We start from the raw sequence: 12,193 nt of genomic DNA on the forward strand, positions 1-12,193 counted from the left end.
TGCTTGCTGTTTAAAGCCTTAACCCAGCTCGATCAAACGGCGGTCAGGGACAAAGCGCCACCGAAACCTAAGCGCACATCGTCTGGTGTCAAACGACCGTCATGATCCTGATCTAAGGCATCAAAAACCGCATCACTTCCCAACCATTCATCGCGGGTGATGCAGCCATCGCCGTTGAAATCGTTCAACAGAAAAATCTCTTGAACGGCATGGCTGAACGCAGAGCCACCCTCGATCTGAGCCAAACGGTGAGCAAGTTGCTGCTCGAGAGTTTCGATCGCTTTGCTGAAACCTTTGATGCCTTCACTGAGCTTGTCAGTGGCCATTCGATCCTCAGCCATCATTGAGATGAAGTGCTCCTGATCCACGTGCATTTGCTCTGCAACAGGAGCGAGGTTCGCAGGATCTAACTTGCGAATCAGCGAAGCATCGCTACTGCGCAATTGATCCAGCAATTTCGGTGAAATGGTAAGAAGATCACAACCTGCAAGCTCAGTGATCTCATCGAGATTGCGGAAGCTGGCTCCCATGATTTCAGTTTTGTAGCCGTATGTCTTGAAGTAGTTGAAGATACTGGTCACTGAAATCACACCAGGATCTTCAGGACCTGGATAAGAATCGCGCCCTGTGTCTGCCTTGAACCAATCAAGAATGCGACCAACAAAGGGCGAGATCAACGTGACGCTTGCTTCGGCGCAGGCCACAGCCTGAGAGAAGCCAAACAACAGGGTGAGGTTGCAATGAATTCCATCCTTCTCAAGAACTTCAGCCGCTTTGATTCCCTCCCAAGTGGAGGCAATTTTGATCAAGACGCGGTCATTACTGATTCCCGAATCGTTGTAGAGACGAATAAGTTTCCGACCTTTTTCAATGGTGGCCTCAGTGTCGTAACTCAAGCGGGCATCAACCTCCGTTGAAACTCTGCCAGGAACAATCTTCAGAATTTCCTTTCCGAATATCACGCTGATTTCATCGAGTGCTTCATGCACCACTTGCTCCACCGGAGCGCTCTCTCCTAAAAGCTTGCGGGACGAACGCAAGGCTTCATCAATGAGATTCTCGTAAGCTGGAATCTGAGCTGCAGCAAGGATCAGGGAGGGATTGGTAGTCGCATCACGAGGAGTGAAACGCCTGATCGCTTCAAGATCACCCGTATCGGCCACCACCACGGTCATGGCGGAAAGCTGCTCAAGGAGGGTGGCCATGGCGCACTAAAACTCTATGAATTCAACGTAGCGACGATTTTCAAACTGACAGCTCAAGGGGGAGATTTGTCCGTTTGTGCAGATTTAACCCGACCACTTGGTGGGATTTTTTCAATCACCAGGAGACCATCAATGATGGATTTAGCCACAGGCAAAGCCACAGTTGAGCCATAGGCGTGCTCCCCTTGTGGTTCATCAACCACCACCAGCACGACATAACGAGGGTCCTCGATCGGAAGCGTTGCAACAAAACTGCAAATCAGAGCCCCAGGGACATACACACCATTCACTGCCTTTTGAGCCGTGCCTGTTTTGCCGCCAATGCGATATCCAGGGGTGCGCACCCCCTTACCACTGCCTTTTTCCACCACAGATTCCATCCAGTTCAGAACCGTGCGCGTGACCTCTGGGCGGAGCAAGGGCTGCCCCATGCGCTCTCCACTCGGAGCCAATGCATGGCCAGCCCGTAAACCACGGGTGATGTGAGGGCTCACAAGCCTTCCGCCATTCGCGATCAGTGCATGCAGTTGAACAAGCTTGAGAGGTGTCAGCGAGAAGCCTTGACCGAATGCTGCGGCAGCTGGCTCGATGGGCTGCGTGGTGAATTGTTCCTTGGTCTTCAACTGGCCCGCCACTGCGCCTGGAAGGTCTGTGTCCGGCTTTGCATCGAGCCCAAGTCGACTTAACCAGTCCCAATAATTAGCGGGACGCATTTTGCGCATCGCCTGCACCATGCCGACATTGCTTGACACCTGAAGCACGGTGGCAAAATCCACGACGCCATTGCCCTTGCGGTCGTGGTTGCGAATCGGCCAGCCACCAATCGTGAGGGTCCCACTGTCGTAAACCGTCTCATTGGGTTGGATCACACCTTCTTGAAGCGCTAAAGCCAAATTGATCGGCTTAAAGGTCGATCCAGGTTCATAGAGGTCTTGAACAGACCATTCCCGAAAACGCTCTGGATTGAAATCCCAGTAACGGTTCGCGTCATACGTCGGCGTTGAGGCCAGCGCCATTAATTCACCATTGGTGACATCCATCACGATCGCCACTCCCTTCTTGGCTTTCCAGGTCTTGACCTGTGCCGTCAGGGCCTTGGCAGCCAGCTCCTGCAGGCGGGCATCCAAGGTGAGCTGCAATCTCAGGTCATCCCCGAAAAACACGCCCGGCGCCAGGTTGTCTGGCAACGGGGTTCCGTCTGCTCCGCGACGAAGACTACGGGCCTGTTCGTGACGCTGCAGGTCATCATCACGACTCTGTTCCAGCCCCGCCTGGGGCTGACGCTCTTGATTGAGGAAACCAACGACATTGGCAAAGAGAGCGCCTTGCGGATACACGCGATAGGGATAGGGCTCGAGATCAATGCCGCTGATTCCTAGGGAACGAACTGTTGTTGCCGTTTCAGGGTCAACGCCCTCAGCCAACTTGATGCCAGAGGCGCTATCTCCCATCCTTTTGTTGAGCTCACCAGAGGACAGGGCCAACAAGGGAGATAGACGTGCAGCAACCTCCTTACGGTCACGAATGAGCGTCGGCTCGTCGCCAGGAAAGTTGAAGTAACGAGGATGAGCCCAGAGTCGATAACGCTCCTCGTCTAAGGCCACAAGCCTCCCGTTGCGATCCACAATCGGCCGGCGGCTGCCCAGGGGCTTGGTGCGTTGCGTTTGCACCACACGGGCCCGCGCCTCCAATTCAGAGGCTTGAACAATCTGTAGCCAGGCCATACGCCCGACCAATCCCAATAAACCTGCACACAGCAGGACAAAGACCACTTTCATGCGACCGGCGGGCACCGGCTCAAGACGAATCACCCTTCGTCGTTCACGACGCGGCTTAGAGGTCGAGCCTTGCCGGTTGGCTGGCATCTGTTCAATACCCGTGATGAATTGAACGATCCATCAAGGAGCCAATGAAAGCCAGATGATCGTGGGATCCGCCGGACGCCTCTTCAATGGGACGTTCGAGGTACACCAATTTTTCAGCGGTCGTCGGAACCATCGAATTTGGAGTCTGAGTTTGATCCAGGAGATACCGCTCAAGCATGGCTGTGGACTCCGTCAGTCGGTGGCCCACGGCTCGGGTGTCCTCCAAGCGTTCAAACGCGACCGTCCATCGGTATTGCCAGTGAAGCGTGAGTCCACTGAGAGCCAGAACAGCTGTGAACACGCCAATCAAACTGCCATCAGCCGCACGATGAAGACCAGCAAGCAGGGGAGAGCGGCGGGCAACACGCTTGGCGGACAGTGAACCCTGAATGAGCTCGAAGGCACCAGTGGCCGATGAATGTTCCTGTGGGGCAGGTTGAGTTTGGGGAACCGCGACCACGTTGAACGAATAGGGCAATGCGCCAGTGAACCACCCGTATGCCCCGCCCGCAAGGCTGAAATGTCTTACAGCATCAGGGAAATCAACTCAACTTCCGAGCAAGACAAGATTCAGGAAGGTGACACCGTTCCAGAGAGCATGCATCACCACACAAGGAAGGAGCCGACCACTGCTCAAACGCAGCAATGCCATCCCCAAACCAAGAACCAACAAAGGAAGTAATTCACCAATGCTGAGGTGAGCAACCGCAAACACAAGGGCGCTGCCGAAGACGCTCCAACCCCGCCCGAATGAGCGTCCTAAAACGGGCAACAACACCCCACGGAACACTGTTTCTTCAAACAGCGGGGCTAGCACAACCGCGGTGATGGCTAGCAGTAACAAGGCCAACGGATCTCTGCCGTTCAGCACCATTTCCAGCAATGGATTACTGCCTCCCTGATCGCCGATGACGCGACTCATCAGCCAACCGGTCAACACCACAGGCGGCATCACCATCAACCAGGCGCGACCGCCCTGAAACAGTGCCGTCCACCACGGTCTCACGCGCCACTGCAGCCAACCACCTGCAGGGAGCAAGCGTTGATCTAGTCCATCCAGCTGACTTTTGAGGATGAGCAACGGTGGTGTCGCTAGAGCGCAATAGCCAATCAGCACAGCCACCGACTGGTTGAGTGGCGCCGCAATGCTCCGAGCCACCAAGGCTGAAAGAGGAGTCACAAGAAGTGGGACCAGCACCTCGCCCAGCACCACAAAACCGCCAGCGATCAGCAGCACCATGTCAACCAAACCAAGGGGAGGAGCTTGCAGTTCAGGCCAGGAGGATTGCTTGCGGCGCAGAAGCAACCAAAGCTGACGAACCAGCAGAAGAGAACCCAACAACAACGCTCCGAGCGGCATCAGCTCGCTCAGAACAAGACGTCGAGCCGCGGCCTTGGCTGCAGAGCTGTCAACGCAATCGGACTGTGCCCCTCCCAGTGCTTGACACACCAGACGCCGGGTTAAGGGATCAGGACTGTTGTCAGACAACAGCGCTTGCTCCTGAGAGGAGAGGTCAAGGGAACGTGGCTCGGTGGCCAGAGTTTCCTGAAGCGTCCGAAGATTTGGGGTCTGAAGTGGAGTCTCCAGCAAGGTCTTGCGACGCCCTGGATCGTTTTCTAACGATGCAAACAACAGGGTTTGGCGATCATTGAGGCTGTCGAGAGGGGTCTCTCTCAGCGTTTCAAGCAAGCTCTGGGCGGGATCTTGGCCAATCAGCAGAGGTTTGAGCGATGGCGTCAACGCGGGCTCCGCCAACAACGCCAGCTCTTGCTGCTCCAAAGACAAAGCGGGAGCCACAGATGGGCGCCCGAGGCTGTCCATCAAGCCGAGGAACCAAACGCTGCAAGCCAGCACCATCGAAACGACAGCCAAAAGGACTTTCCACTTGGGCACTGCGTTTGAACGTCCGTTCGGCGGGCTGGTCAACAGACGATGAGCAACTACAAACGATTCTCTCCGGCGAAGGGCTACCAACGACCGATTTTGACCATTTCGGCGTGAGATTGGACCGTGCGCCCATACGATGGCCGCGCCTTTCCCCTTTGTTGCGGTGTCACTGCGTCTCCTCCTGATCCGCCACGGCCTGAGCAGCTTCAACGTTGAGCGCCGCATCCAGGGGCGTAATGACCTATCAACACTCACAGCGACCGGCGAAGACCAAGCGCGACGCATGGGCGTGGCCTTGGCCGACGTGCCGATTGATGCTGCCTACAGCTCACCTCTTCAACGTGCTGCCAGCACCACAGCCGGAGTGCTGAGCGTGCGTGAAGACGGGCTGACCCCCGTCCTAGATGACGGACTGCTGGAGATTGATCTTGAGCCCTGGAGCGGACTGACCGCCTCTGAACGGGCGATCAAGGATCCAGAGGGCTACGCCACCTGGCGGCAACGACCAGAAGCGCTAGAGCTCACCCGCGCTGATGGCACGCGATACCAACCGGTTACCGAGTTGATGGTTCAGGCGCGGGCGTTCTTGAAAGGCCTCATGGATCGGCATCCAGTGACTGGTGACGACACCGTGCTGGTTGTGGGGCACAACGCCATTCTTCGCTGCTTAATTCTGGTGTTACTGGGCGAGCCCCAAGGAGGCTTCAGGCGGCTGCGCCTGGACAACGCATCGCTGTCGGTGTTCAACCTCTCCTCTGGGCCTAAGGGCTACAAAGTACAGATCGAATGCTTAAACAGTATTGCCCACTTAGAACCAGCGCTGCCAGCCAAAGGCACCAAGGCTCGCCTGGTGCTCGTCCGCCACGGTGAAACAGATTGGAACCGGCAGGGGCGTTTCCAGGGACAGATTGATATCCCTCTCAACAGCAACGGCCATGCCCAAGCAGAGGCTGCTCGCTCCTTCCTCGAAGATGTGACTCTGGATCGGGCTTACAGCAGCTCGATGTCTCGCCCAAGAGAAACCGCTGAGGGGATTTTGAAATCGCACTCAGGCGTCCCTCTCACCGTGACTGATGGCCTAATGGAAATCGGTCACGGGCTTTGGGAGGGGAAACTGGAATCAGAAATCAGACAGGGCTGGGACGAGTTACTCCAGGCCTGGAAGGACGCTCCCGAAACCGTGCAAATGCCCGAGGGCGAAACGATTCAAGACGTATGGAAACGCTCTGTGGACTGTTGGAACAGCATCGCGAATGGCCTCGACCCGTCAGAGACAGCCTTAGTTGTGGCGCATGATGCAGTGAACAAAACAATCCTGTGTCACCTCTTAGGCCTGGCGCCCAAAGACATTTGGTCCGTGAAACAAGGCAACGGTGGCGTCACGGTGATCGACATGCCAGAAGATCCCAGCCAACCTGCAGTGGTGAGTTGCCTGAATCTCACGTCCCACCTCGGTGGGGTTCTCGATCGAACAGCAGCGGGAGCATTGTGAACCCATGACTGAGACGATGCTGCTCGACCCCGTGCAGGTTCTAGTCGCCAGCAATCAGCCGCTCCAAGTAGGAAGTGCTGCTCTCTTTGAAGATGATCGTCTCATCGCCCTTGGCGAAGAGGCAAGGCAGCGAGCCGCTGAGCGAGGTGTTTCGGCCCATAACCGGGCCCAGCAACTCCTCGCCCCATGTCTTGTCGATCCACATTCAAGCCTTCCCAGTCCATTCACAGGAAGCGGAGAGACGCTCAAAACCCTCATCAACGCCGCAGGGCGAGCCGGTTACGGGCAACTAGCACTGCTTCCCAACGGTGAATCGGAACGGGACAGCCCAGAACGCTTAAAGGGATTCCAGCCGAGCGATTGCGATCTCAAAATTCATTTATGGGGAAGCTTCACCCATCGCGGCGAAGGAGAACGCCTCAGCCGCCACGCCGATCTGCTCGACGCAGGTGCGATCGGTCTCAGTGCTGGGGAGCAAATGCCGCCTACCAACCTCATCGACCGCGCTCTACTGCTCGGCGAAATGGCTGGAGCCCCTGTGTTGATTGCACCCCACGACTCCAATCTGCGCGGAGACGGAATGATCCGGGAAGGTGTGGAAACACTACGAGCCGGATGGCCTGCCGATCCAACCATCAGCGAAACGCTGCCCTTGGGGCAACTCCTGGAACTGCAACGACGCCACAGCAATCGCAAGCTTGTGCTCATGAATCTCTCCACTGCAGATGGAGTGAAGATGCTCAGCCAGACAACGTCATCCCCTCTGGCCACTGTGAGCTGGTGGCATCTCCTGCAGGATCGTTCCAGCCAAACAGCTGAAAAGTCCTATTGGTTTGTCACCCCTTCCATTGGTGGACAACGTGATCGCCTGGCCTTAATTCAGGCCTTAGGAGAAGGAAAGATCAACGCCGTTGCTGTCCATGGCATTCCTCTCGACGATGAGGAGTGTCTTTTGCCTCCCGATCAACGTCCAAAAGGCTTATCTGGTCACCACTTAGTGCTGCCAACTCTCTGGCAACATCTCGTGGTCAATTTGGGATGGAGTGTGAACCAACTCTGGCAAGCACTCAGTTTCGGTCCGGCACGGTTGCTTGGACAGGACGAAGAACGACTGAGCATCGGAAGCAACCGCTGGTTGCTTTTTGATCCTGACCAAACATGGGATCAAACCCGTGACGCTCCCCACGCCCCCAAAGCTGCCAATCAGCCTTGGATCGGCGTCCGCATGCGAGGGCAAGTGGTGAGTTGTGGACTCAGGATCCCAACTCACCAAGCCGATTGAATGGCCAGAAGCGCCAGACCGCTCGACCAATAATCTGATCTTCAGGAAGGAAGGCCCCCCCTGGCCAGTAGCGCCCATCCCAGCTGTTACTGCGGTTGTCACCAAGAACCAGGACACGTCCCTGCGGGACCGTGGCATTAAGGGTGCGACAAAGGCTCATGCCCCGCTTATCGAGAGCGCAGTAATTGGTCACATACGGTTCGTTGAGATCAACACCGTTCACACGCACCTCTCCTCGAGGGTTCACCACCACCTGATCACCCGCTACAGCCACAACGCGTTTGATGTAGGCATCACAAGCCGAATGACTGACGCCGGGAATCAACCCAACCAAAGGGATATTGGCGAGAACGCATTGAAAAGGCGGGGGTGACGTTGTTGAGCGCAGTGCAGGATCAAAGGCATAGGGGGAATTGAACACAACGATTTCTCCCCGCCGCGGTTTGCGGCCGCGATAGCTGAGCTTCTCGACAAGCAGACGATCTTGGATCTGCAAACCAGGCAGCATCGAGCCTGAAGGGATGAAGCGTGCCTCTGCCAAATAGTGGCGAATCCCGAAATAGAGACCCATGGTGAAAAGCAACGGGGCCCAAAAGTCCCAGAGCGGGTGTCCAGCAGCTCGTTCCTTTTTCAGACCCTTATCGCCCTCTTGAAGAGTCTCGCTGCTGTTGGGCCGGTCATCGTCAGAACGACTGTTGTGTTGCTTGTCTACCAACAGGCACCTTGCTTCAATCCTGAAAGTCACGATAGGCGCGATCAGCCTGAGCTTCTAGCCTGAAACCAGGCACGGTGATCCATGGTCCGACCCCGCTGGCAGGGCGTGAAACCCCGCACCATCCAATTGTTCTGGAATCGCTGGGATCAGGTCTTAGCCCTGATTGCAGCGCTCAATCTGATCTGGGTGATTTTCGATGTCACCTACATTCCGCTGCGAAATTTCTGGCTGCAGAGAACGCTCTATCCCCTTCCATCGATCAACTTGGCCTTGCCACTGCCGTGGCTGCCAGACATCACACCCCTCTACGACCCGCTGAAGGGCATCGAAGTTCACCGGGACACGATGTCCTATGTCGAGCACTTCCGCAGACTCGAGACCACCTCCTCAACGTTGGGCATCAACAGTCAAGCCGCACGACAATTGCGGCTTGAAATGGTGGTTAGGAATAGCCAGTTGGTTGATGAAAACCCGTTCATCAGCTCTGGGAATGTAGGAGCATTCGAAAAGCTCAAGAACCGTCTCAGAGCAAGAGCTGAGATGGATTCAGCCAAACAAGCGGCGGCCTATCTCCTCAGCGACCGCTACCTGAGCAAACACGACTGGGGGCAAGAGCGTCAGTTTTGGAACATCAAAATTCTTCCGCTAGCAGAGACCAATTACTCGCGCGGAATTGATGAAAACGGAATGCCCATCGACCTCTCCTGGCGGATCGACATTCCTTTTCAAATCCTGTTCCTACTGGACATCCTGGTTCGTACGCTTCGACTGAAACGTCGTTTTCCGGCGATTGCCTGGAGAGACGCCTTACTCAGACGTTGGATTGACCTGCCGCTGTTAATTCCATTTTGGCGTCTACTGCGAGTCGTTCCAGTCACAGAGCGGCTATCCCGCGCTCAGCTTCTCAATCTTGAGCCCCTTCGAGCAGCCGTCAGTCGCGGCGTTGTCGCGGTCCTGGCGCTCGAATTATTTGAAGTGATCACGCTGCGTGTTCTCGATGCCATGCAAGGCATCGTGCGCTCGCCGAATCTTCCCGACCGGATTCTCCGGCTTTGTAGTCATCAATCTGTTGACAGCAGCGAAGAACGAGAACTCGCGGAGCTGCTGCGGCTCTGGCTGCCTCTCATCCTCACGCAAGTGGGTCCAGGGATGCGGCCGCAACTCGTGGCGCTATTTGGCCACGCTCTTCAGCGAAATCTGGATGGTCTGGTCTTACCTGCTCCGCTGAGGGAGCTGCCTGGAGTGCAAAAGGCGGAATCCGAACTGAGCCGTCAGCTCGCTGCGGGGATGGTGGATTCGCTGTTGGGGCTGTCCAAGAGTGCAGGCGACCAACTTGGCCAGAAAGATCAAGTTCTCGAAGATCTTGGGATTCAAGCGCTCGATCGTTTCTGGGAGGAGCTTGCTCGCACGCTCGAACAAGGCGTTGTGCTGGAACGGAGCCAGGAACTCTTGGTGGCGTTTCTCGAAGAATTCAAACGCACCAGCATGTTCCAACTGCATACGCAAGGTGGAGTGGACGAACTGATTACCGAGCTCGATGGGCTGAATTTCAACCCAAAAGAGCCTGATTCCAATCCACGGGCTTGAATCCCACCAAAAAATCGCCACTGGGCAATGCAACAAAAGGGCGTTTGATCAAACGCCCATCTGCAGCCAACGCAGCCAGGGCTTCTTCGTCATTCATTGATTTCACAACCGCTGCACCTAGAGCGCGATAGCTCTGGCCACTGGTGTTGAAGAGACGTTGACGAAGACCCAAACGCTCGAATGCAAGCGCAAGAACCTCTTTTGACGGCGGAGAAGCTGTGATGTCAACGACCTCATAGTTGAAGTTGTTGGCATCCAACCAAGCCAGGGCCTTACGGCAAGTTGAACATCGGGAGTAGCTGAAAACCTTGATGGTTGGAGCCAAGCTCAACGTCCAAACAAGTTCTTCACAGCACCAAGCAGGCTGTTTGAACCCTTGCCAACGCCTTCGTCAGGGCGAGTCTTAATGGTCACATCGCCATTCACACTGGTGCGGCAGCTCAAGCGATAGTTCGCAGGGCGGTCAGAGAGGTACACCTCTTCAACATCGCTACGGGGTGAGAGGTTTTGGGCTCCTTCGAGCACCTCAATCACGCAGGTTCCGCACTGGCCAACCCCGCCACAATTGTTGAGGTTGTTCAGGCCTTTGTAAGGATTGATCCCGGAGGAAAGGGCTGCTTTGCGTAAATTCGCTCCTTCGATGCAACCGACCTGTTGGCCTTCCTGCTCAAAACGGATGGTGGGCACGGGTCGTTCACAATCTAGGCGCGAACCAACTTACAAGAAGTAAGGCCTCAATAGAGCCTCAATCACAGATCTTGCCCAGAAAAGCTGGATTCAGCCCCCTGAATCCTTAACCACCGGCCGCTCGAACGCATGCCTCCAACAGGGGAGCGACGGCATCCGAATCACGCCAACCGCCGATCGAAATGACGCGACCATCCATATTTTTGTAAGTACGGAAAAACTCGGCCACATCCTCAAGCTGGCTGGGTGCAATTTGTTGGATGCTCTGAATCCTTGATTGCCGAGGGTCCGCGACCGGGACACAGAGAATCTTGCCGTCGTAATGCCCCGTGTCATTCATATCGAGCACCCCGATCGGCCTTGCTTTGATCAAACACCCTGCAAAGGTGGGTTCCGCCATGATCACCATGGCATCGAGAGGAGACCCGTCCTCGGCAAGGGTATTGGGAACAAATCCGTAGTCAAAGGGATATCGAATTGAAGGGTGGAGCACACGGTCCAGTGCCATCACTCCAACGTCTTCTGAAAACTCATATTTGTTGCAACTACCCGCTGGAATCTCAACGATCAGATTGAGTAGCCCCGGAGAGGGCGAAGGAGGCAGGGACCTCAGATCCATGGCGATCTTGCGCAGTGAGTGGTGTCAAAGAACCCAGAGGAGGGCGATCAGTCAGCACAGCAGCCAACGGAATTCCAAGGCTGGTGCAAGCAAGGATGAACCCCAAAAAGGCAAGTGTTGGCGCAGCAACTTGAAACGAGGGTTGCTTAGAAAGTTCGCGGGCAGGCTCGGGGTCCATTCAGACAGGATTAAGGACATCCGGTGGGGGGGGGGGTGACCCTATGCAAGCCATACCTGCTGGCATGAAAAGCTCCGGAAAGGCGTTATTAAAAGGCTAAAGATAATTGTCGCACCATCACCGCTCTAAGCGGCTGGACGCTCTTGCCGATCACGACGGGCGGCAAGGTCAGACGGTGCTGCGGGAAGGTCTTCAAGGTGAGTTCTGATCTGGCGCAACTCCTCGAGGATGGCGCCAAGAACTTGCTGAGTGGCAGTCGATGGAGAGTTGAGAACTTCAACGGTGACCTCCTTAATTCTCAACACATCCTTGGCAAAACGCGCAACTTCGTTCGGATGAAACAGAAGAGGATCTTTTTGATCGCTTCGATATTCAGGATTTAACTTCTTGGGGTTAAAAGCAGGATTTAAATTGCGAGCGTCAGTATTCGTATAACGATAAACAGAGGCTCTTGATCGGTTCAAGGACTTTTGAACATCATCAATGGCAACTAACGCATCTGATTGGGCCATCACCGCGTCAACATCTGTTGCGGATCTAGAGGAATCTTCCGCAGCAGAAACAGGACTTTCGATCGACCTAGGAAACATGAGACTGATTTAGGACGCACTGGATTGAGCAGACAGTAGCAGCTGAGACTCACGATGCCAGCAACGTTCCAGGCGATCGGGACAC

The 12,193-nt window shown here is 55.4% G+C and carries 12 protein-coding genes; 3 read left to right on the forward strand and 9 right to left on the reverse strand.

Annotated elements, in window-relative coordinates:
- Nucleotides 1–32 precede the first annotated feature (32 nt).
- The 4 genes from SynPROS91_RS08175 to SynPROS91_RS08190 form a co-directional block, all read right to left on the reverse strand.
- Nucleotides 33–1,205, reverse strand: coding sequence for a transaldolase (locus SynPROS91_RS08175; RefSeq protein ID WP_186515984.1), 1,173 nt, complete (start codon nt 1,203–1,205; stop codon nt 33–35).
- Between the two features lie 53 nt (nt 1,206–1,258).
- Entirely contained in the window at nt 1,259–3,070 is a 1,812-nt protein-coding gene (locus SynPROS91_RS08180) for a penicillin-binding protein 2 (protein ID WP_186515985.1), read from the reverse strand.
- A 4-nt stretch (nt 3,071–3,074) separates the two neighbouring features.
- Nucleotides 3,075–3,530, reverse strand: a complete 456-nt coding sequence (locus tag SynPROS91_RS08185; RefSeq protein WP_186515986.1) for a hypothetical protein — start codon at nt 3,528–3,530, stop codon at nt 3,075–3,077.
- Nucleotides 3,531–3,617: 87 nt separating this feature from the next.
- On the reverse strand, nt 3,618–4,997 hold the full coding sequence (locus SynPROS91_RS08190) for a CPBP family intramembrane glutamic endopeptidase (RefSeq protein ID WP_255439690.1): 1,380 nt from the start codon (nt 4,995–4,997) through the stop codon (nt 3,618–3,620).
- Between the two features lie 124 nt (nt 4,998–5,121).
- Between SynPROS91_RS08190 and SynPROS91_RS08195 the strand changes: the two genes are divergently transcribed.
- Nucleotides 5,122–6,450: a histidine phosphatase family protein gene (locus SynPROS91_RS08195; protein WP_222929407.1), complete on the forward strand. Its 1,329-nt coding sequence runs from the start codon at nt 5,122–5,124 to the stop codon at nt 6,448–6,450.
- Nucleotides 6,451–6,454: 4 nt separating this feature from the next.
- A complete protein-coding gene (locus tag SynPROS91_RS08200) occupies nt 6,455–7,732 on the forward strand; it encodes a dihydroorotase (protein ID WP_186515988.1) in 1,278 nt (425 codons plus the stop codon).
- Here SynPROS91_RS08200 and lepB read toward each other — a convergent pair.
- A complete protein-coding gene (gene lepB / locus SynPROS91_RS08205) occupies nt 7,704–8,477 on the reverse strand; it encodes a signal peptidase I (protein ID WP_186515989.1) in 774 nt (257 codons plus the stop codon). The genes SynPROS91_RS08200 and lepB overlap by 29 nt on opposite strands.
- Before the next feature lie 51 nt (nt 8,478–8,528).
- On the opposite strand from lepB, the gene SynPROS91_RS08210 reads away from it, so the two are divergent.
- Nucleotides 8,529–10,034: a hypothetical protein gene (locus SynPROS91_RS08210; RefSeq protein WP_186515990.1), complete on the forward strand. Its 1,506-nt coding sequence runs from the start codon at nt 8,529–8,531 to the stop codon at nt 10,032–10,034.
- Here the strand turns inward: SynPROS91_RS08210 and SynPROS91_RS08215 are convergent.
- The 4 genes from SynPROS91_RS08215 to SynPROS91_RS08230 form a co-directional block, all read right to left on the reverse strand.
- Nucleotides 9,997–10,359 (reverse strand): Spx/MgsR family RNA polymerase-binding regulatory protein, encoded by a 363-nt coding sequence (locus SynPROS91_RS08215; protein WP_186515991.1) that lies wholly within the window; start codon nt 10,357–10,359, stop codon nt 9,997–9,999. The genes SynPROS91_RS08210 and SynPROS91_RS08215 overlap by 38 nt on opposite strands.
- Before the next feature lie 2 nt (nt 10,360–10,361).
- Nucleotides 10,362–10,721, reverse strand: a complete 360-nt coding sequence (locus SynPROS91_RS08220; RefSeq protein WP_186515992.1) for a 2Fe-2S iron-sulfur cluster-binding protein — start codon at nt 10,719–10,721, stop codon at nt 10,362–10,364.
- A gap of 106 nt (nt 10,722–10,827) precedes the next feature.
- Nucleotides 10,828–11,340, reverse strand: a complete 513-nt coding sequence (locus tag SynPROS91_RS08225; protein WP_186515993.1) for an inorganic diphosphatase — start codon at nt 11,338–11,340, stop codon at nt 10,828–10,830.
- A gap of 303 nt (nt 11,341–11,643) precedes the next feature.
- Nucleotides 11,644–12,108 carry a resolvase gene (locus tag SynPROS91_RS08230; protein WP_186515994.1) on the reverse strand — a complete coding sequence of 155 codons (465 nt, stop codon included), beginning with the start codon at nt 12,106–12,108 and terminating at the stop codon, nt 11,644–11,646.
- Nucleotides 12,109–12,193 lie beyond the last annotated feature (85 nt).

The organism is Synechococcus sp. PROS-9-1 (genome assembly GCF_014279775.1).
Classification (GTDB): Bacteria; Cyanobacteriota; Cyanobacteriia; order PCC-6307; family Cyanobiaceae; genus Synechococcus_C.

What these genes read in the sequence shown, in the direction of transcription:
- SynPROS91_RS08175 (WP_186515984.1), bottom strand. Translation starts at nt 1,205, where the DNA reads ATGGCCACCCTCCTTGAGCAGCTTTCCGCCATGACCGTGGTGGTGGCC.
- SynPROS91_RS08180 (WP_186515985.1), bottom strand. Translation starts at nt 3,070, where the DNA reads ATGCCAGCCAACCGGCAAGGCTCGACCTCTAAGCCGCGTCGTGAACGA.
- SynPROS91_RS08200 (WP_186515988.1), top strand. Translation starts at nt 6,455, where the DNA reads ATGACTGAGACGATGCTGCTCGACCCCGTGCAGGTTCTAGTCGCCAGC.
- SynPROS91_RS08210 (WP_186515990.1), top strand. Translation starts at nt 8,529, where the DNA reads ATGGTCCGACCCCGCTGGCAGGGCGTGAAACCCCGCACCATCCAATTG.
- SynPROS91_RS08225 (WP_186515993.1), bottom strand. Translation starts at nt 11,340, where the DNA reads ATGGATCTGAGGTCCCTGCCTCCTTCGCCCTCTCCGGGGCTACTCAAT.
- SynPROS91_RS08230 (WP_186515994.1), bottom strand. Translation starts at nt 12,108, where the DNA reads ATGTTTCCTAGGTCGATCGAAAGTCCTGTTTCTGCTGCGGAAGATTCC.